Annotated in this window: 18 protein-coding genes; 11 read left to right on the top strand and 7 right to left on the bottom strand. The window is 57.3% G+C overall.

From position 1 onward, the window contains the following. Nucleotides 1-68 precede the first annotated feature (68 nt). The 10 genes from ACZZZU_RS06745 (at nucleotide 69) to ACZZZU_RS06700 (ending at nucleotide 12,825) form a co-directional block, all read left to right on the top strand. On the top strand, nucleotides 69-6,944 hold the full coding sequence (locus ACZZZU_RS06745; protein ID WP_463550158.1) for a two-partner secretion domain-containing protein: 6,876 nt from the start codon (nucleotides 69-71) through the stop codon (nucleotides 6,942-6,944). Beyond that, a complete protein-coding gene (locus tag ACZZZU_RS06740; RefSeq protein WP_463550157.1) occupies nucleotides 6,941-7,309 on the top strand; it encodes a hypothetical protein in 369 nt (122 codons plus the stop codon). Before ACZZZU_RS06745 ends, ACZZZU_RS06740 begins: the two co-directional genes overlap by 4 nt. 635 nt (nucleotides 7,310-7,944) lie before the next feature. Then, entirely contained in the window at nucleotides 7,945-8,250 is a 306-nt protein-coding gene (locus ACZZZU_RS06735) for a hypothetical protein (RefSeq protein ID WP_463550156.1), read from the top strand. A gap of 323 nt (nucleotides 8,251-8,573) precedes the next feature. Then, entirely contained in the window at nucleotides 8,574-8,912 is a 339-nt protein-coding gene (locus ACZZZU_RS06730; protein ID WP_463550155.1) for a hypothetical protein, read from the top strand. A gap of 148 nt (nucleotides 8,913-9,060) precedes the next feature. Then, nucleotides 9,061-9,393 carry a hypothetical protein gene (locus tag ACZZZU_RS06725; RefSeq protein WP_463550154.1) on the top strand — a complete coding sequence of 111 codons (333 nt, stop codon included), beginning with the start codon at nucleotides 9,061-9,063 and terminating at the stop codon, nucleotides 9,391-9,393. 90 nt (nucleotides 9,394-9,483) lie between these two features. Further along, on the top strand, nucleotides 9,484-9,813 hold the full coding sequence (gene imm40 / locus ACZZZU_RS06720; protein WP_463550153.1) for an Imm40 family immunity protein: 330 nt from the start codon (nucleotides 9,484-9,486) through the stop codon (nucleotides 9,811-9,813). 464 nt (nucleotides 9,814-10,277) lie between these two features. Next, nucleotides 10,278-10,610, top strand: coding sequence for a hypothetical protein (locus tag ACZZZU_RS06715; RefSeq protein WP_463550152.1), 333 nt, complete (start codon nucleotides 10,278-10,280; stop codon nucleotides 10,608-10,610). Between the two features lie 98 nt (nucleotides 10,611-10,708). Further along, nucleotides 10,709-11,131 carry a DUF6911 family protein gene (locus tag ACZZZU_RS06710; protein WP_463552114.1) on the top strand — a complete coding sequence of 141 codons (423 nt, stop codon included), beginning with the start codon at nucleotides 10,709-10,711 and terminating at the stop codon, nucleotides 11,129-11,131. Between the two features lie 874 nt (nucleotides 11,132-12,005). Further along, entirely contained in the window at nucleotides 12,006-12,299 is a 294-nt protein-coding gene (locus ACZZZU_RS06705; RefSeq protein WP_463550151.1) for a hypothetical protein, read from the top strand. Between the two features lie 283 nt (nucleotides 12,300-12,582). Further along, nucleotides 12,583-12,825: a hypothetical protein gene (locus ACZZZU_RS06700; RefSeq protein WP_463550150.1), complete on the top strand. Its 243-nt coding sequence runs from the start codon at nucleotides 12,583-12,585 to the stop codon at nucleotides 12,823-12,825. Nucleotides 12,826-13,231: 406 nt separating this feature from the next. Here the strand turns inward: ACZZZU_RS06700 and ACZZZU_RS06695 are convergent, their stop codons facing one another. After that, the gene (locus ACZZZU_RS06695; protein WP_463550149.1) at nucleotides 13,232-13,519 is read right to left on the bottom strand and encodes a helix-turn-helix transcriptional regulator; all 288 of its coding nucleotides are present in this window, start codon (nucleotides 13,517-13,519) and stop codon (nucleotides 13,232-13,234) included. Further along, entirely contained in the window at nucleotides 13,458-14,243 is a 786-nt protein-coding gene (locus tag ACZZZU_RS06690; protein ID WP_463550148.1) for an AraC family transcriptional regulator ligand-binding domain-containing protein, read from the bottom strand. Before ACZZZU_RS06690 ends, ACZZZU_RS06695 begins: the two co-directional genes overlap by 62 nt. 142 nt (nucleotides 14,244-14,385) lie before the next feature. Between ACZZZU_RS06690 and ACZZZU_RS06685 the strand changes: the two genes are divergently transcribed. Then, on the top strand, nucleotides 14,386-15,282 hold the full coding sequence (locus ACZZZU_RS06685; RefSeq protein ID WP_463550147.1) for a TauD/TfdA dioxygenase family protein: 897 nt from the start codon (nucleotides 14,386-14,388) through the stop codon (nucleotides 15,280-15,282). On the opposite strand, the gene ACZZZU_RS06680 is transcribed toward ACZZZU_RS06685, so the two are convergent. From ACZZZU_RS06680 to ACZZZU_RS06660, 5 genes are all read right to left on the bottom strand, one after another. Then, the gene (locus ACZZZU_RS06680; protein WP_122493716.1) at nucleotides 15,279-15,488 is read right to left on the bottom strand and encodes a hypothetical protein; all 210 of its coding nucleotides are present in this window, start codon (nucleotides 15,486-15,488) and stop codon (nucleotides 15,279-15,281) included. The genes ACZZZU_RS06685 and ACZZZU_RS06680 overlap by 4 nt on opposite strands. 11 nt (nucleotides 15,489-15,499) lie before the next feature. Beyond that, entirely contained in the window at nucleotides 15,500-17,557 is a 2,058-nt protein-coding gene (locus ACZZZU_RS06675) for a pyridoxamine 5'-phosphate oxidase family protein (RefSeq protein WP_463550146.1), read from the bottom strand. A 51-nt stretch (nucleotides 17,558-17,608) separates the two neighbouring features. After that, complete coding sequence (locus tag ACZZZU_RS06670; RefSeq protein WP_463536671.1) at nucleotides 17,609-18,238, bottom strand: glutathione S-transferase family protein; 630 nt, start codon at nucleotides 18,236-18,238, stop codon at nucleotides 17,609-17,611. Between the two features lie 131 nt (nucleotides 18,239-18,369). Next, nucleotides 18,370-19,284 carry a LysR family transcriptional regulator gene (locus ACZZZU_RS06665; protein WP_463550145.1) on the bottom strand — a complete coding sequence of 305 codons (915 nt, stop codon included), beginning with the start codon at nucleotides 19,282-19,284 and terminating at the stop codon, nucleotides 18,370-18,372. 4 nt (nucleotides 19,285-19,288) lie between these two features. Beyond that, nucleotides 19,289-20,203, bottom strand: a complete 915-nt coding sequence (locus ACZZZU_RS06660) for a LysR family transcriptional regulator (protein ID WP_463550144.1) — start codon at nucleotides 20,201-20,203, stop codon at nucleotides 19,289-19,291. Between the last annotated feature and the right edge of the window lie 60 nt (nucleotides 20,204-20,263).

The following is a 20,263-nucleotide window of genomic DNA, read 5'->3' as shown; positions in this document are numbered from 1 at the left end:
CGGCAGCTGCCCCCGCTTGCGCGCCGTAGTTTTGCAGCCTTCCCACCGCTGCCGAACGAGACGCCCACATGGACGTAACCAGTCCGCTCTTCCGCTCAATCGCCCGCCTGCTCGCGGGCGTCTTGTTCCTCAATCCGCTTGTCAGCACCGCTGCTGAACTCACCCTCGACCCCAACGCCGCAGGCAACGCTGCCATCACCCAAGCGGCTAACGGCGTGCCGATCATCAACATCGCCACACCCAACGCCAGCGGCCTGTCCCACAACAAATTCACCGACTACAACGTCGGCAAGCCAGGCCTGATCCTCAATAACGGCACCGGCCCATTCAATGACACGCAACTGGGCGGCGTAATTCTCGGCAACAGCAACCTCAACGGTCGTGCCGCGAACCTGATCCTCAACGAAGTCACCGGCGGCAACCAAAGCCAGCTCAAGGGCTACACCGAAGTGGCCGGGCAGGGCGCTCATGTCGTGGTCGCCAACCCCCATGGCATCACCTGCGACGGCTGCGGCTTCATCAACACCCCGCGCGCCACACTCACCACCGGCACGCCGGTCATCGACAACGGCAAGCTCGACCACTTCGACGTCAACGGCGGCGAAATCAACATCGAAGGCGCCGGCCTCAACGCGTCGAACATCAGCCAGTTCGACCTCATCACCCGCAGCGCCAAACTCAACGCCGAGCTGCAAGCCCAGCGCCTGAACATCATCGCCGGCCGCAACGAAGTGGATGCGACCACTCTGGCCGCCACCGCCAAGGCCGACGACGGCAGCGCCAAGCCGCTGCTGGCCATCGACAGCTCCGCGCTCGGCGGCATGTACGCCGGCGCCATCCGCCTGGTCGGCACCGAGGCCGGCGTGGGCGTAAAACTCGCCGCCGACATGGCCGCCAGCGGCGGCGACATCCACATCGACGCCAACGGCAAACTCACCGTCGCCCGCGTTGCCAGTGCCGGCAGCGTGAGCGCCACCGCCAAGCACATCGACCTCACCGACAGCGTGTACGCCACGCAAAACGCCACGCTGACCGCCGACCAGATCGACATCGCCAGCAGCCTCGCCAGCGGCGCCAACCTGAGCCTCACAAGCGCCGCCATCACCAACAACGGCAGCCTCGAAGCCGGGGTAAAAGCCGACGGCAGCGGCAACAGCGCGGCACTACTCGATATCCACGGCGGCACGCTAAACAACAACGGCAGCGTCAGCTCGCAAGGGCGTTTGAACACCGATCTGCAACACCTCAACAACGCCGGCAAAACCATCGTCGCCGTGGGCGATGCCAGCGTAAAAGCTACCACCCTCGACAACCGTGGCGGCACGCTCGTCGGCCAGAAAACCCTCACCGTCACCGCCGACAACCTCGACAACCGCGCCGGCACCCTCGCCAGCAACAAAGCCCTGAGCCTCACCCTGGCCGACACCCTCAACAACAGCGCCGACGGCCTGCTGCTGAGCAAAACCGACGGCCTGACCCTCACCGCCAAAACGCTGAACAACGCGGGCGGCACCGTGCAGGCGGACGGCAGCGCGCTGACCATGACCGCCAACCACGCCGACAACAGCGCCGGTACGCTGCGAGGCGCGAGCGTCGTCCTGACCGCTGGCGCCCTCAGCAACCAGGGCGGCAGTCTGCTGGCCAAAACCGAGCTCACCGTTAACGCCGCCAGCTTGAACAACAGCGACGGCACCGTTGGCGCCAACACCGTCGGCCTGAACCTCGGCGGCCACCTCAACAACGCCGATGGTCTGGTCGAATCTGCCACCGCCTTGCAACTCAAAGCCGGCAGCGTCAGCAACAGCGGCGGCAAGCTGCGCGCCCTCGGCCGCAGCGGCACCAGCGCGTTTGAAATAGGCGGCCTGTTCAGCAACGATGGCGGCCTGGTCGAAGTCGGCAACGCCACCCTCAGCCTCACCAGCGCCAGCCTCAGCAACCAACTCGGCACCGTGCGCCACCTCGGCAGCCAGTTCGCCCTTACGCTCACCGACGCGTACAGCGGTGACGGCTCGCTGCTGAGCCAAGGCGACCTGACGGTGATCGCCGCGCGCCTGGAAACGGGCGCAAAGGCGGTGTGGACTATCGGCGGCAATGCCGACTTCACCGTGAGCGGTGTGTTCAGCAACCGGGGGGCACTGACAGCGGGCAAAGGTCTGATTGCCCGAGCTGAAAGCCTGCAGAACCACGGCACATTGGGCGCGGCAGGAACGCTGCGCCTTGAAGGCACAAGCCTGCTTAACGACGGCGGGCTGATCTTCAGCGGGCAGGACATGACGCTGCGCCTCGACCGTTTTACCAACAGGTCGGCAGACGTGTTCAGTCTGGGTCGGCTCAGCATCGCCAAAGACGACAGCGACAACCTGCTCAGCCTGTTGGAAAACCGCTCTGGCAGCATCGAAAGCACGGGTGACATGAGCCTGCGGGCGGCTGTGCTCACCAACCGCAAAGACCTGTTCCGCACCGAAAACACTCAAATTCACGGCTGGGTCAGCGTCAACTGCTTCGACTGCGGCGGCGGTCACCACAACGTCGATTACATCGCCAGGGAGGTTTTCGAAACCAGCGTTGTTGAAGACTCGGCGGCTGCGCGTATCAGTAGCGGTGGCAACCTGGATATTAAGGGCGGCGAGCTCGCCAACCACTACAGCACCATCGCCGCCAGCGGTGCCATTTCCATCACCGCCACTAGCCTGGAAAACATGGGCGCCACCACCGGCACGTTGGAGCGCGTGCGCCGCTACAACACCGGACGCATTTCCGATGGTTCGGATGAGCGCTTCCGCGACAACTACGTCGACCCTTACAACGCCCAGGGTTTTCCAAAGGTTCTGCCTGCCTACTTCGGCCGCTGGACGCTAGTCAGCGACATCGAAACCCAAACCCCAGGCGCTATCGCCGCGCCGGCCATTATCCAAGCTGGCGGCGCGGTCACCATCCAGGCCACCCAGCCCATCACCAACGCGTCCGTGATTGCCCACCAAGCGCCCCAGCTCGGCGGCGCGCAAGGCACCGACGCGGTAGCGGACGCCAGTCGGCCGGTGGTGGTGCAGCTCAACCCGCAGTTAGTGCCGGACGCCACCCAGCAACCGGTAACGCTGCCGGCCTTCAACTTGCCGCAAGGTCACAACGGCCTGTTTCACGTCAACACCGATAGCAGCCACCCATTCCTGGTGGAAACCAATCCAGCCTTTGCCTCGCTGCGCGGCTTCCTCAGCTCCGACTACCTGCTCAACACCATCGGCTACAACCAGGACGTAACTCAGCGCCGCCTCGGCGACGGCCTGTACGAGCAGCGTCTGGTTCAACAAGCCATTGCCGCGCGCACCGGCAAACGCTTCCTCGACGGCCTGAGTTCCGACGAAGCGCAATTCCGATACCTGATGGACAACGCCATCGCCAGCAAGACCGCGCTCAACCTGGTGCCCGGCATCGCTCTGAGCGCCGAACAAGTCGCCGCGCTCACCCATGACATCGTCTGGATGCAAGAGCAGGAAATAGACGGCCAGAAAGTGCTGGTGCCCGTGCTCTACCTCGCCCAGGCCACCGATCGCCTGGCACCTAATGGCGCTTTGATTCAGGGCCACGACGTCACGCTGGTCAGCGGCGCCGCGCTACTCAACAGCGGCACCCTGCGCGCCAGCAACAACCTGACCGTGAGCGCCGAAACCATCGGCAACGGCGGCCTGATGCAAGCCAACGAGCGCTTGTCGATGCTCGCCGCCGACAGCATTCACAACGCCCAAGGCGGCGTCATTGCCGGCAAAGACGTCAGCCTCACCGCGCTGACCGGCGACATCCTCAACCAGCGCACCGTCACCACCGACGCACGCCGCGGCAAAGGCTTTAGCCAGGTCACCAGCGTTGTCGATAACGCGGCCAGCATCGAAGCGGCCAACGATCTTCACCTTTCCGCTGGCGGCGACATCGTCAACCTCGGCAGCCAGTTGAAAGCGGGCGGCAATGCCGAGCTCAAAGCCGGTGGCGACGTGGTGATCGGCTCGGCTGAAGCCCAAGACAGCCAGATGCGCAAAGACAAACGCCACGCCTGGGAGACCAGCAGCACGTCGCAGTACGGCAGCGACGTGCAAGTGGGCGGCGATCTTCACGTCAACGCAGGCAATGACCTGGCCGTGATCGCCAGCGAGGTGAAAGCCGGTGGCGACGTCGCATTGCAAGCTGGCCACGACGTCACCCTCAGCGCCGCCGCCGACGAATCCAGCAGCGAGTACCGCTACAAAGGCAACGGCAAAAAGGTCACCAAAGAAACCAGCACCGTCCGCCAGCAAGCCAGCGTGATTGAAGCCGGAGGCGACCTGGAAGTCAGCGCGGACAATAACCTGATCATCAGCGCCAGCGAGCTAACGGCCGGGAAGGAAGCCTACCTCTACGCCGGTGAGCAACTGGCCGTTATCTCTGCCGAAGACAGCGACTACAGCCTTAGCGACAAATCGAAAAAAGGCTCATGGGGCCGAAAATCCGGCAAGCGCGATGAAGTAACCGATGTGCGCAACGTCGGCAGCGCCATCACCACAGGCGGCGACCTGACCCTGGAAAGTGGCGGCGACCAGCTCTACCGCAAAGCCACCCTCGACAGCGCTGGCGACCTGAGCCTCGACAGCGGCGGCGCCATCACCTTCGAAGCGGTAGCCGACAGCCACTCCGAAAGTCACGAAAAGAGCAGCAACAGCTGGGTGTGGACCAGCCTGGACAACAAAGGCCGCGTCGACGAAACCCTGCGCCAGAGCCAACTCAGCGCCAAGGGCGAAGTGCTCATCGAGGCCGTCAAAGGTCTGCACATCGACGTCAAGCAGATCAACAAAGAAACCGTCAGCCAATCCATCGACGCCATGGTGCAAGCCGACCCGAGCATGGCCTGGCTAAAAGACGTCGAAGCGCGCGGCGACGTCGACTGGCGGCAGGTCAAAGAGCTGCATGACAAATGGCACGACAGCCATTCCGGGCTGGGCGGACCGGCCACCATCGTCATTATCATCATCGTCGCCTACTTCACCGCAGGCGCGGCGTCCGGGCTGATCGGCACGCTCGCAGGCGGTGCCGGAGGTGGCGCTTTCGCTGCGGGTACGGCCGCCACGGTGGCCGCAGACGCGACCGCCGCCGGCTGGGCCAACGTCGCCGGCTCGGCCATGCTCACCTCAGCTGCTGGCACAGCCACCGTCAGCACCATCAACAACAAAGGCAACCTCGCCGCTGCCGCCAAAGAAACCTTCAACAGCAACAGCCTCAAGAACTACGCCGTCGCCGGCATAACCGCCGGCTTGACCGCTGGCATCTTCAACGACTGGACCGGCACCACCACCGGCCCGGCCCCAGCCCTCACCGACGCCACCAACGGCGCCCTGGCCAACACCGGCGCCGTCGGCGTCGCCAACGCCAGCGGCGGGCTCAGCAGCCTGCAAGGCGTTGGGCAGTTCGCCGCCAACCAAATGCTGCAAAACAGCACCTCGGCGGTGTTGAACAAAATGCTGGGCCGCGAAGGGAGCCTGGGCGACGCCCTGCAAGCCTCGCTCGCCAACACCTTCGCAGCCGCCGGCTTCAACCTGATCGGCGACCTGACCAGCGCAACCAACTGGGATTTCAAAGACGGCAGCCCCGCGAAAATCGCCCTGCATGCCGTCATGGGCGGTCTGGCAGCCGAAGCAGCGGGTGGCAGCTTCAAAACCGGCGCGTTGGCAGCGGGCGTAAACGAGGCCGTGGTCGATGCCCTGGCCAACCAATACGGCCAGATGGACCCCGACCACAAAAAAGCCCTGCTGGTGATGAACTCACAGCTTATCGGCGTGATGACCGCGACGGTTCAGGGTGGGGACGAGCAGGACCTGCAGACGGGGTCGTGGGTTGCGCAAAACAGCACACAATACAACTGGCTGCTGCATCACGAAGTCGAGGAGGCAGACAAAGCGCGAGCCGCCTGCGAAGGCTCGGCCAGTGCTGCTCAGGCCTGTAAAGACGATATCACCCGCGCGACCGATCAGCTGAGCAAACTGCGCGACCAACAGATGTACGACTACGGCCGGGCACTCCAGGAGAAAGCCTATGTAGAAGGGTGGGCGCGGCAAGACTACGAAGAAGGCATCAACGCCTACTGGGGAAATATCGACAAGAGCCAAGTGGTAGTCGGTGATCCTGCCGCTACACAGACCGGCTTTATCTTTCGAGAAATGACCTCCGGCGCCAAAGAAGCGGCCGGCACCTTGCCAGGCCGTGTGTGGGACACCGTTTCACACCCGCTGGACCTAATAAACGGCGTGTTCAACGGCGTAGTCAGCATCCCTGGCGCTACCGTCGACTGGATAACCAGCCCCATCCCCGCGCAGTCCATCGAAAGCGCACTCGACAACGTAGCAACGTTGCCCGCAGGGGCTACCGGCGGGATGCTGTTCGACAGCGCGACGGGACTGTTGGTCGCAGGAATTGGCGGAAAGCTTGTCGCCTGGGTTGGGGGGAAGTGGGTCGATTTTAAAGCGGCGCCTGTGGCGAATGGGGAGTTGCCGAAAGGGCAGGTTGGGGGTGTGCCGGTCGTAGTGGCAGACATAGCGGACAGGGGTTCAAAAGCGACAGGCCAGACCGGTGGGAACCTTGTTGTCGATGATGGCCCTAAGCTCCTGACTCACTCCCCAGCAACAAAGTTTTTCAAGGGTGATGAAGCGGCTCAGCACTTCGGAAAGCATGGCTCAGAGTTGATGGAGGCATTTGGCCGGAGCTCTTATAATCTTAAAAATTATCTAGATGATGCAAATCATGTGATTAAAAACGGAACATTTGTTCCGGAAATGAATGGTTATGTAAGGCTAATTGGCGGCGAGGGAAGTGCTAAATATGGGTTTGTAGGTCTGGATAAGGCGACAGGAAATATCACTACATTCCATATTAAGTCTGTAAGTGAGCTGGCAAGAAAAGCACCTAGTTTAGGGTTTTCTAAATGATCGTTAAGCGGTGTGAATGGATTTCTGAAGATGCGCAAGAGGCAATGCTGACAATTGGTGATGAAAATCTTGAGTGCGTTGCTTTTTCTCATCCATGCAGCATGCAGGTGGGGGATCGCCTGCGCGAGCCTTTGCTTGCCATCTTGATTAGGGGAGTAACCAAGGCGGAATCGAGTGCTCGGCCACTCTTGCAACGTTTAGGTGAAAGTTTTGCTCATGAGTTTCTGGCTGAGGTAATTGATCTAAAAGAGCGGTTAGTAATGGTTGGCTCGGTTGTCGTTGAATTAGATGACGTTTTGCCCGGAGAAATTAGGGTCGGCGATTTGATTTGGTTTTCCTGTGGTCGTCTTGACGTGATTTCTTAGTTGGCCAAAAGAAGCACGTACATCCTTAGAGCGAGGTCTTGCCTATGACGATCCATCAACCCTCGTCCAAAATCCTGTAAGTGAAATTCAGTCACAAATACCAGCGAACTCTCAAGGCCGAATAACTATGGGTGTTGCGGTAGTAGAAGATGCGAATGGTGTTCGCTCTGTTCTAGTCAGTACAAGTGAACCTCGGGGCTATCTCCGTCCTGGAGTGAGTTTGCAAGAAGGCGAGAAGGTAGTTGTTGGAACTGGCCACGCAGAAGCGGATATTGTCAGCTATGCTAACGCTAACGGATTGAAAGTTGTTGGTATCGGTGCGACAGGCCCTGTCTGTGCATCATGTCAGAACGTAATCGAGCCGACAGAGTTCAATAATAAATCTGTCCCCTTTTTTGCACTGATGCCGCCCGTTTGCAACACATCTACAAGAGACACGAAGTCGACTTTATCAATAAAGGAGTCTCCCGGGATGACATTCTAAATGTTGTGATGAATGCTCTTTAGCGTGGACAAGTTGTCGGGATCAATGGTTCGGCTAACGTTTATCGCATCACTTACAATGGTGTTGAACAAAATATTGCTGTTGGGGTTGGCTCAAACGGCTTCGTGGTTCGAGCTAATCCGGTCAGTTATTGGAAACCATTGCCATGATCAGGTTGAGACTAGCAAGTGAGTATTTGGCTGGGCCGATATTCTGCCCAGATCCGGATAGCATGGGGCACATTGATATTGAAGATCTGCCGATTTCTCAAGATTTGAGGGCCAAAATTAATAAATGGGACGGTGAGTATCAGGCGACATTCAACAGTGACTACCCACCAGACTCTGGTTTTACCACGTGTGAGGCAGAGCTTCGGCACATAGCCGAAGGGATGCAACTGGCCAAATCGATACAACAAGAACTAGAGAGTGATTATACGGTGGAGTACTGCCCATAGCCGATAATTAGTCGGTACAGAAGGGGGCGGGGAAGTAGCTACTACTGAGTAGAAAAGGGGACAGATTTATTAAGTTGGTTTAATTTAGAGTTCAATAATAAATCCGTCCCCTTTTTGCACAGTTCAGTCTGAAATGTCTGGATCACAAATCAAGCGACTCGCCAAGGATATGGAGAAGAATGGATTTGATCCGAGCAAGCCTGTTGATGCTTGGAGAAACGCTAGTACAGGGCGATTAGAAATCCAAGACGGCCATCATAGAACTGAGGCGGCCAAGAAAGCGGGCTTAGATAAGATACCTGTAGAGGTTTGGGAGTAATGCAATGACACGGCCATATCAAGCGGTTTTTATAATTCCTAATGGTGCGCGAAAACTTTTCGGCGAGGATGGGTGGGAGTTTATAAGTTCTAGCCGACTGTCAAGCGATTTGGCGGATTATTTGATAAATGTTTTCGGTCTTGAACTGGTCGAGACCTATTCTGGTATTAAAAAGTATTTTGGTCGTAAGATGGATATGCTGATTATTTGCGATAAAAACGGTAAAATTAGCAATTTATATTTGCGGCTTTATAATATATGTCCGGCGGACCTGGTTGAGATCTGTCACGCTTTTTCCAGCTTTAATGAGGTCGAAGTATTTATCCCTGATATACAAAAATAACGTAAACATCTCAAGATTTTATCGGATGGGTAATGCGGGAGCTAAGAGGAAAAAGGCGGATCTGTTAAGTTTATTTAATTCAGGGTTCAATAATAAATCTGTCCCCTTTTCCCCACACAAATAAAAATGACCCGGGATGGATTGCGCCATGGGAATGATCACAGTCGAAGTTTCTGCAGAAACACTACCTATCGCTCCAACGTTGTTGTGGAACGGAATCCATTTGTTTGATTTTTTTGCTTCAATTCGACTGATCCAATATTGTAAGTTAAATGATATCGCAATTCTTGGCATTGAAGGCTTTGAGGTCAAAGGAGCCAGTCGCAATCCAAATATGGATTGGATTATTGATTTCTCTGCGCTGTTGGATGAGGAGGGTTTCGTGGAGAAATCTAGTGACGAAAGCATTCATATTTTTGAATCTCTAATAACTACTGACCTGCTTTTTGAGTTTGTACTTCTAAAACTCGGTGCGAAATAGTGGTAACTATGGAGTAAAAAAGGCGAAAAGGGAGCAGATTTATTGAGTTGCTGTCCCTTTTTTCTTCAGGCCGACCTCGGTGGAGTGTCAATGAGTCTTATATGGTCGGAGGAAATTGATCCGATTCTAAGTAGAGGTATATCCCTAGAGAGTTTTGGGGTGCGGAACTGGGCCCTAGGTCGTGATGAGGCTTTACATGCTATTTATGAACTCAAGGCTCTCGGAATTGCGATTCTTGGAGGGGATGTATACAGATTGGTTGGCGAGAAAGCAGAGCAGACGTACGACAGTTGGTACTGCCGCCAAGAGCCCGATGAGTCTGATTCTGTTTTTTCTAAGCGCAGTTCAGATAAGGCAAAGAGTTATATTTTTAGCTGCCTAATGCCGGAGGCGGTTTTTGCGATAGTGCCTAAAATTTGATGGTCCGCAGAAAAGGGGACAGATTTATTAAGTTGCTCTAATTTAGAGTTCAATAATAAATCTATCCCCTTTTTTGCTTCCTGGTCAAACAAGCCCTTATTGAGAATGGTCATGGACTTAAAAAGAATTGGCGAGTCGGATCTTTTGTTGCAGTTAAGCTCCTGTGAGCTAGAGCTTCTTTCGGCTTGCCTCCGTGAGTCATTTGCTACATTGGACTCTCGGGAGTACCGCTTGAGAGTGGGGGGTTCCCGTGAAGGAGGCCTCAGCGATTGCATTGAGGTTGAAGGAGCTAATGGAAGCGGAAGGTTTAGATGTTTAGAAGAAAAGGGGGGCAGCTTTATTAAGCTGCTTTAATTTAGAGTTTAATAATAAATCTGTCCCCTTTTTTTCACACGTAGTTAGAATGACCGGGCGGGAGCTATAGTGCAAGTTTAAAATAAAAATGACCCGGGATGGATTGCGCCATGGGAATGATCACAGCCGAACTTTCTGCAGAAACACTACCTATCGCTCCAACCTTGTTGTGGAACGGAATCCCTTTGTTTGATTTTTTTGCTTCAGTTCGACTGATCCAATATTGTAAGTTAAATGATATCGCGATTCTGGGTATTGAAGGCTTTGAGATCAAAGGAGCCAATCGCATTCCAAATATGGATTGGATTATTGATTTCTCCGCGCTGTTGGATGAGGAGGGTTTTGTGGAGAAATCTAGTGGCGAAAGCATCAAAATTTTTGAATCTCTAATAACTACGGACCTGCTTTTTGAGTTTGTGCTTCTAAAGCTCGGTACGAAATAGTGGGAGCTATGAGGTAAAAGAGGAGAAAAGGGAGCAGATTTATTAAGTTGCTTTAATTTAGAGTTCAATAATAAAACTGTCCCTTTTCTTACTGCTTAATAAAGGAGGTCTCAAGTTTTATTTTAGGCGGCTACACCATTGGCGCTGATGGCGGTCGCCAACAGTTTGAGATAATAGTTGATCCCGGCGATTTGGTGATTCGCGAATTATTACTCTCGATTTCCATAGGCGCTGCAGTTGTCAAGATTAAGCCCGTGCCCGCACCTCAACTGGACCCTTATGAATTGGCGTTATATGCGGAAAACGGAAATTTTTTACTGATGCTTAGTGAGTGTAATGCAGAAGGTGATCATCGTGTCAGGACGTTAAATAGTCCTGGTGCGAAAAAAGAAATTGTCACTGTCAGCATTCTCGGTGAAAAATATCCTGTAACGGCAGCCACGCGGGACATAAAGCTGGTCGGTGCTGTTTTTACAGAATTTGCATTCACAGGAAATGTCTCAAAAGAGCTTATGGTCTAAAGGCAAATATTGAAAAAGGAAGCGAGAAGGGGCGGTTTTACTAAGTTGCTCTAATTTATAGTTTAATGATGCATCTGTCCTCTTTTCTATGAGGGCACGTTACTGAGTGCAACGCAGGTAAGGTGATTGGAACAAACGTCTCAGGCGCTCTAGCATCGGCAATCAAAACAAATTTTTGGGATAGTATGTTCAGACTGCTTTCCCGTACTAGTTAGGAATGATTATGGAGAGTAGAAAAGGGGACAGATTTATTAAGTTGCTCTAATTTAGAGTTCAAAAATAAATCTGTCCCCTTTTTTTGGATGGGAGCTATAGTGCAAGTTTCAAATAAAAATGACCCGGGATGGATTGCGCCATGGGAATGATCACAACCGAACTTTCTGCAGAAACACTATCTATCGCTCCAACCTTGTTGTAGAACGGAATCCCTTTGTTTGATTTTTTTGCTTCAGTTCGACTGATCCAATATTGTAAGTTAAATGATATCGCGATTATGGGTATTTAGGGCTTTGAGATCAAAGGAGCCAGTCGCATCCCAAATATGGATTGGATTGTTGATTTCTCCGCGTTGTTGGATGAGGAGGGTTTTGTGGAGAAATCTAGTGACGAAAGCATCCAAATTTTCGAATCTCTAATAACTACTGACCTGCTTTTTGAGTTTGTACTTCTAAAGCTCGGCACGAAATAGAAGTAGAAAAAGGGACAGAGTTATTAAGTTGCTCTAATTAGAGTTCAATAATAAATATGTCCCCTTTTTTGCTCCGTTCACTACCAGTACAATGCCGTTACCGGAAAGTCGTACGACGTAAAAATAACAACACCAGAACAGCTGCCGCCTCCGCTGCAGCCCGGAACAACTATTGAGTAAGCGTATATGATTGTTCGAGAAAATGGGCGCAATGATTCCGTAGAAGTATTTGGTATTTATTGGGTTGATGGTATGCGTTACTACTGGGTTGTTCCGTATGATGGTTACGGTGGTTTTGTAGTTCTGTCGGATTTGGAGGTGGACGTTATTGATGCGTCGTTATCTAGCAGTTTTGTTCTATGCAAAGATGGTGATGGGCTGGATATGATTCTACACTGGGCGGCTGAAGGTTTAATAGGTGACTTAGTAGAGCGCGACCCACTAGCAATGGAAGAGTTCCTGCGGCGGATAAAATCTTAGGAGAATAAAGGAGTGGAGCGCGTTTATTAAGTTGTTTTGGGGGAAGTGGAAGGGAGGGGGAAATTAATAAATTTCTCCATTTTAGAGAGGGAAAAGCGAAAGGGGGGCAGGTTTATCAAGTCGCTTTAATTTAGAGTTCAATTATAAACCTGCACCATTTTCACTTAATTCGCACGGTCAGTATAGAAAAAGGGACGGATTTATTAAGTTGCTCTAATTTAGAGTTCAATAATAAATCTGTCCCCTTTTTTGTCCCTGGCTTTTTGGATCCGAGGAATAAGCAATGAAAGTTGATAGTGATCTGGATCTTGAAATATTAGAGTATAGCGACAGTCGCTATGAAAGACTCACGATTGAAATCCAATATAAAGGCGAGCCGGTTGCTCAGTTAAATCAAGAGCTTGGGGCGGATAATCTTGAGTTGGAGATATTTGCTAGTCCTGATCAGGCAATGTTGAAAGTGCCTTTTTCTGGTTTTCTAGAGGCACTAATCCTAGCGGAAAAATTAATTTTGGATGAAATTTAATAGTAGAAAATTGGGCAGATTTATTAAGTTGCTCTATTTTATAGCGACAAAAGGGGGCAGATTTATTAAGCAGCTCTAATTCAGAGCCGAATAATAAATCTACCCCCCTATTCTAAATCTATGCCGTCTCCGCCAATCGCGGCTAATCGCAATGCTGCTTTTTTGTAGGAGCCACCTTGGTGGCGAACCCTGGAACAGCAATTCTCTAATTTCGTTTGCAGGGTTCGCTAGCAAGCAAGCTAGCTCCTACGGGGCAGCGTAATGGTCTGGAATCCGCGTATTCGAGCAAATCTGATCTCGGCTAATCGCAACGCCGCCCAGCCGCCCCCACAGTGGATCACCAATCCCTGTAAGAGCAGCTTTAGCCGCGATCCCTATAACCAACAATCGCCCCCAAAACGCGCCCTCAATTCCCCCCACCCACCCGCTGCCAATACCCCGGCGAATACCCGGTCCACCGGCTAAACGCCCGCGAGAAACTTGCGGCTTCCGCGTACCCCAATCGCTGCGCCACAGCGTTCACGTCCAGCCGCGATTCGCTCAGTAGCCGTTTGGCCAGGCGTTTTTTTATCTGTTCATTTAGTTGTTGAAACGAGTGCCCTTCACTGGCCAAACGTCGGTGCAAGGTGCGTTCAGAAAGCCCTAAGCGTTCGGCGACGGTGCGGCAGGCGAGCAGGGTGTCGGGGTGGGCCATGAGGATGGTTTGGACTTGGCCGGCCGTGGGGCCGTTGGTTTGTGGGTGGGCGATTTCCTGGCATTGCGCTTGGCACCATTGCCCAGCCTTGTAGCTGGGCGTCGATGTGAGCTTGGGGCAGGGGGCTTTGCAGTTCCTGGGTGGAGAACAGAATGCCGTCGCGCTCGGCCGACACGCTAACGCCGTAGGGGAACGCGCTGTGCGCTACGCGGCCGCTGGCGGTCATTTCCACGGCCAGGGGGGTGGCTTGGCGTTTGAGCAGTTCGCTGGTGATTTGCAGCGAGCCTGCCAGGCCGCGTTCGACGACGAAGGCGCAGGTGTCGCGGGGCAATACGCTGGAGTCGAACAGCAGCCACATGCCGCGGCGGTCGCGTTCCAGGCGGGTGGGGCAGAGGGTGAGTGCCATCAGTTGGAAGCGGCTGAAGGAGGCGAAGGCTTCGAGCAGGGTGCGGCTGGCGAGCATGGTGAAGCCGAGCAGGCCAAGCGAGGTCAGGTGGTAGCGCTGGCCGGCGAGAAAGCCCAGCCCGGGGCGGTCGCAGTGTTCGAGCAGGTTTCGGATGACGGCGAGTTCTTGCCAGGCTTCGATCTGGGCGGTGCTGGTGTGCACGTCGACAAGGGTGATGGCGCTGCCTTTCAGGCAACTGCAGGCGTCGAGCCCTTCGGCCTGGGCGGTGTCGAGCAGGTAACGCACGCCGGTCAGGGTGCGGTGTTGGCGCCAGTTCATGGGGCGAGCCTCTTGTTGTTCTGGCATTTCTTATAGTCCAACCGCTGGCAGTGTTCATCATGAAATGGCAGGAATGATCATGGAGCCGCCTGCTCAGCCGTCCCATGCTGGGCCCACCTGATCGCAGCGAGAACAACAAAAAATGAGCGAATTCATCTACACGCTACCCAGCAGCAATCCACCCGGCCGTTATGAACATTTCAGCGCGACGCCAACCACTGGCGCGCTGGGCGCCGATGTCGAGGGGCTGGATTTACGCGCGTTGAACGCCGAAGGTTTTGCCGAGTTGCGCCAGGCGCTGCTCAGTCACAAGGTGCTGTTTATCCATGGGCAATCGCTAAGTGTCAGCGACCTTGAACGGGTGACGCAGCAGTTCGGTGAGTTCGGCCGCGAGCCCTACGTCACGTGCATGGAAGACCATCCACACGTGGTGCATGTGGTGAAGGAGGCGGACGAGAAAGCGCCGTTCGTGTTTGGTGGTGCCTGGCAAACGGACTGGACGTTCCAGGAATGCCCGCCCGCTTTCACGTTGCTGTACGGCCACGACATTCCGGCCTACGGCGGTGATACCTGTTTCGCCAATCTGGCGCTGGCGTATGAATGGCTGTCGCCTGGCATGAAAGCGCTGCTGGCGCCGCTGGAAGCCGAGCACAGCCCGGAGCGCGCCTACGGGAAAAACGCCAATCACAACGCGCTGTTGGAGAACATGCAGATCCGCTATGGCAGCGACGCCTCCCACGAGGCGCGCAGTCATCCACTGGTGACGCGCCACCCGGAAACCGGCAAGCAGGTGTTGTTTATCAACCCGGCCTACACCTCGGGCATCAAAGGGTTGCGCCCGCCCGAGGCGCAGCCGTTGCTGGATTATTTGTTCAGCCTCGCCACTTCCCCAGCCTTCACCTGCCGCATGCGTTGGCGCCAAGGCACCTTGGCAATTTGGGATAACCGCAGCACCTGGCATATGCCGATTTCCGACTACCACGGCATGCGCCGCGAGATGTTCCGCACCACGGTAAAGGGCGAGGCGCCGACGCGTTAATGCTGGGCGAACATACCCGCGAACCAGGCGCGCAGGCGGGCGAGGCCGTCGGGGATGAAAGGCCGCGTCTGGCATTCATAAGGCGAAACCAGCTGCGGCAGCATGTAGCTGAGTTCGCGCTCTGAACTGGTACAAGGCAGCGCGGCGGGTTCCTCGGTGGGGTCGTGCCAGGGCGACACGGCGTCGTTGAAGGTCAGTGTGCGCATCACGCGTCTCCTTAGAGGTCCAGAACCAGTGGCTGAACGCCGTTTTTGCTGTCGGCCGGCACGGCGCAGCAGATCAGCACCATGTCGTCGTCGGGCAATTGGGCGGGCGGGTTGGGGTAGTGCACCTGACCGCTGATGCGCCGGGTGCGGCAAGTGCCGCACGAGCCGCCGCGGCAGCTGAACTCGGGGTTCAGGCCACGGCTTTCGGCCAGTTCCAGCAGCGTGCCGCTTTGTGGGGTCCAGCGTGCTTCTTTGGCGGAGTTGGCAAAGTACACCGGCACAGGCGCGGTGGCGGGCGGCGGTTGCACGAGCGTGGCGCGCTGCTCGTCGCCTTGGCGGCGCAAGGTGGAGGGGCCGAACGCTTCGGCATGGATGCGCGCGTCGGGGATGTTCAGTCGGCGCAGGCCGTCGTAAATATTCTGGGTAAAACTCGCCGGGCCGCAGAGGTAGAAGTCGTAATCGTCTAGCGGCAAACGGGCTTTGATCTGGGCAATGCTCAACCTGCCGGCCAGTTCAAAGTCCACGCCCAACGTCGCCTGTTCGCCGGCAGTGCTTAGCGCGCGTGTGAGGTGGAGCAGGCCATTGGCGCGCTGTTGAAGGGCTTGCAGTTCCAGCTGAAAGGGCAGGTCGGCCAGGCTTCGGCCGCCTTGAAACAGGTGCACCGGTTGTTGCCGTTGGCCGCTGCTGATCTGGGCGACCAATTCACGCGCCATGGACAGCAGCGGCGTAATGCCGACGCCCGCACCAATCAACACCACCGGCCGCGCAGCGTCGGTTTTCAAGGTGAAGCTGCCGAGCGGATGGCGAATCTCCAGCACGTCACCGAGCTTCAGTTGCTCATGCAAGTGCCGCGACGCCGGGCCCTGGGCTTTAACGCTGATTCGCACATGCCCATCGGCCGGCGCGCTGGACACGCTGTAGGTGCGCACCACGCTGTCGCCATTGCCGAGGTGCAAGCGCACGGGAATATGTTGGCCGGGCAGAAAGCTCACGGCGCCGCCGTCCACGGCCTCCAGGTACAGCGAGCGAATGTCGTGGCTTTCCTGTTCTACACGGGCGATGCGCCACGGGTGCCATTGCTTGCGCGCTTCGGTCTGGCGCAGGCGCTGGTTGGCGTCGGCCCAGGTTCCGGTCATCAGGCTGGTGGGCGCGAAACTCTGGAACTGCCAGCGCAGCGACAGCGCTGCCGGGCGCCGCACCACCTGCTGCACGTCGAAGGTCCACAGCCGTTCCGCCCCTTCAAAGGCGGTGATCAGCGGGCTTTCCAGCACCAGTTCGGTATGGCCGCTCAGTTGCAGCACATCGCCCGTGGTGAAGTCGACAAACAGCAGCCCGGCCTGCGGGTTGGTTTGCAGGTTGCCCAAGGTGTTGAAGTGCAGGTTGCCGGCGTAGTCGGGAATGGTCAGGCGGTTGCCTTCCACCTGAATAAACCCCGGCCGGCCGCCACGGTGCGACACATCCACCGAGCGTTGACCGTCTTCATGCACCACGTAGCTGGCGACAAAAAAGGTGTCGGCGTTGGTGATCACGGCCGTGGCGTCGGCATCCAGTGCGGTGAAGTCCTGACGTGCCGGTTTGCCGGCCGCGTCATCGGCAACGCGGGTGTAAGCGCGCTGTTGGATGTACTGCGGGCAGTTGCCAAAGGCGTGCTCCACGGCGATATCCAGTTGCTGCTGGGAGGCGCGGGTAATGACGCCATTGATGCGGTTGCGCCGCCTGGTATGCAGCTCAATGCCCAGCAGGCCCAGCGCGTTGCCGGCTTGCAGGCCGGAGGCAGCGGGGTCTTGCGGATCCAGAGCGGTGTTCAGGCTCAGTTGCTTGGCATCGGCGGAGTGGGCAAAGCCAGGCTCGCCTTCCAGCAAAGTCGCCCAGGGTCGGCCGACATCGTCCACGGCGCCGACGATCATGAACGGCAGCTGCTGGTAAAACTCGCGGTGCTGGTCGGGCATGTAGTCGCGAATAAATTTCTGGCCGGCGACTTCCATGCGCTCGAGCACGCCCACTTTCTGCTGCAGAACGCGTTCGCCGTCATGCCAGGGCGAACGGCGGTGTTTGGGCAAGGTTTCCATGGGCGATCCTCCTTGTGAGCTGCCGGGCTGACCGGCAGCGGGGCGCGACGATCAGTTGGCGAGCAGGCCGGCGGCGGTCGGCGGCATCGGCACAAAACCCGGCAGCGCTTCCACTCGCGCCAGCCACGCGCGCAAGTTCGGGTAGGCCTCCAGCGACACGTTGCCCTCTGGCGCATGGGCGATGTAACTGTAGTTCGCGACGTCGGCGATGCTCGGCTCGGCACCGGCCAGGAAGGCGGTGTTGGCCAGTTCCCGTTCCATCATGGCGAACAGGTTGTGGGCGCGGTTGATCACTTCCTCGGCATTGAACGAGGCGCCGAACACGGTCACCAACCGTGCCGCTGCCGGCCCGAATGCCACTTGCCCGGCGGCCACCGACAACCAGCGTTGCACGCGCGCGGCGGCAGCGGGTTCTTCACTCAGCCAGCGGCCTTCGCCGTAGGTTTTCGCCAGGTACACCAGAATGGCGTTGGAGTCGGCGAGCACGGTGCCGTTGTCGTCGATCACCGGCACTTGGCCGAACGGGTTGAGCTTGAGAAATTCCGGTTGCTTGTGCGCGCCTTTGGCCAGGTCGACAAACACCACCTCGGTCGGCAGGTTCATCAGCGACAGCATCAGCTGCACGCGGTGGGCGTGGCCGGAGAGGGGAAAGTGGTAAAGGGTGATCGGCTGCTGTGGCATGGGGTGCACTCCGCTGGAGGGGGCGTCGACTGAATGTGACGCTGTGCAGGCATGCTGCGCGCGCCGGCCGTTGAGCAGAATCGCCACGCCGGGCAATGCAGAATTTCAGTTTGCGAAATAACCGGCGGCGTTTAGGGGCGAAAGGCCGGATGGGCGCGCAGGCGCGGGGCAATAAAGTCGATAAAGCTGCGCACCCGCCCGTTGGCTTTGCGCCCTTCGCGGTAGGTCAAGTGCACGGGCAACAGCGGCGCCGGGAAGGCCTGTAGCACCGGTTCGAGCGAGCCGTTTTGCAGTTCCTGGTGAGCTTCGTAGCGCAGGCAACGAATCAGCCCCAAGCCACACACCGCTGCCTGAATGGCGCCTTGTTGCGTAGAGCAGGTGAGCACCGGCGCGGTTCGCACCGAGCGCGTCCCGCCTTCAACAGGCAGGCGCCACTCCGAACCCTGGGCGGTGGCGCTGGCCACCAGGGTGCGGTGATTTTTCAAGTCTTCAGCGCTCTGGGGAACGCCCCATTGCGCGAGGTAAGTCGGCGCTGCACAAATGATCGGCCGCACCTCGCCGACCTGGACGGCAAAGCCGGTGGAATCGGGAAGATGGCCCACCACCAGCGCCACGTCGATGCCGTCATCCAGCAGCTTGGGCAGGGTTTCGTGCGCCTGGGTCAGCAGTTGCATGTCGGGGAAGGCGTCGAGGTAGTCCGTCGCCAGCGGCATAAATACTTGATGGGTCATCAGCAGTGGCATCGACACCGTCAGCCTGCCGGCGGCGTCGCTGTGCAGGCCGCTGGCGGAGCGTTCGGCCTCGGCGGTTTGCGCAAGAATCAACTGGCAGCGCTCGGCAAATTGTTCACCCACGGCACTCAGGGTCACGCCACGCGGGCTGCGCTTCAACAAGGTGGCGCCCAGTCGCGCTTCCAGTGCCGCCACCGTGCGCATCAGGGTGGCGGTGGACACCTTCAGCTCACGCGCTGCTGCCGCCAGGCTGCCGGTGCGGGCCACGGTGGCGAAGGCGTGCATCTGTTGGTGGCGGTTGGGCAGGGTGCTCATGGCGTTACGAGGCGCTGAGCTGTTGCAGCGCCGGGTCGTTCACCAGGCGCTCGTAGCAGTGGTCGACAAAGGTGCGCACCTTGGCCGACACCTGCTTGCCGCCCTGGTACACCAGGTGCACCGGGATGGGCGCGGTGGCGAATGCGCTGAGCACAATTTCCAGCTCGCCCTTGGCGACCGCTTCGGCCACTTGGTACGACAACACGCAGGTAAACCCCCAGCCCATGCGTGCGGCGTTAATGGCCGCCTGGTTGGAGCTGACCACCAGGCGCGGCGTCGGCGTCACGCTCTGGTTGCCGTCCGGGCCGGTGAAATACCAGTGGGCTAACAAGGTGCTGGCCGACGACATCACCACCTGCGCGCCGAGCAAATCGTCCGGCTTTGTCGGCCTGCCGACGCGGTCGAGAAAGGCCGGCGCGGCGCACACCACCGGGCGAATGTCGCCGACCTTCAAGGCATTGAAGTTGCCTTCGGGTAACTGGCCGATGCGCAGGCCCACGTCGACACCTTCGTCGGCCATGTGCACCAAGCGATCGACCAGCAGCGCGTTCACCGACACCTGCGGGTGCGCGGCCAAGTAACTGGTGATCAGCGGAATCACGTACAGCTCGCCGAACATCACCGGCGCCGTCACCGTCAGGTTGCCGCGCGCACGCAGGGCGCTGCCGGCGGCCAGTTCCTCGGCTTCTTCAAGCTCGAGCAAGATGCGTTTGCAGTCTTCCACATAGCGCCGCCCGGCTTCGGTAAGCCGCAGGCTGCGGGTGTTGCGCGCCAACAGCACGGTGCCCAGCCGGCTTTCCAGCGCGGCGATGGCGCGGGTGGCGCTGGGCGGCGACATGCCCAGCAGCTTGGCGCCGCCGGCAAAGCTCTCGGCCTCGGTCACGGCCAGCAGCACCTTCATTTCCTGAAATCTATCCATGACGACATCCGGCTTGGCGAGTAGCAAAGAGTAGGGGGTTGCAACGGTATTGTCCGCCGG

Source organism: Pseudomonas sp. AC136 (genome assembly GCF_979258585.1).
This window is presented reverse-complemented; position numbering and strand designations above follow the sequence as displayed.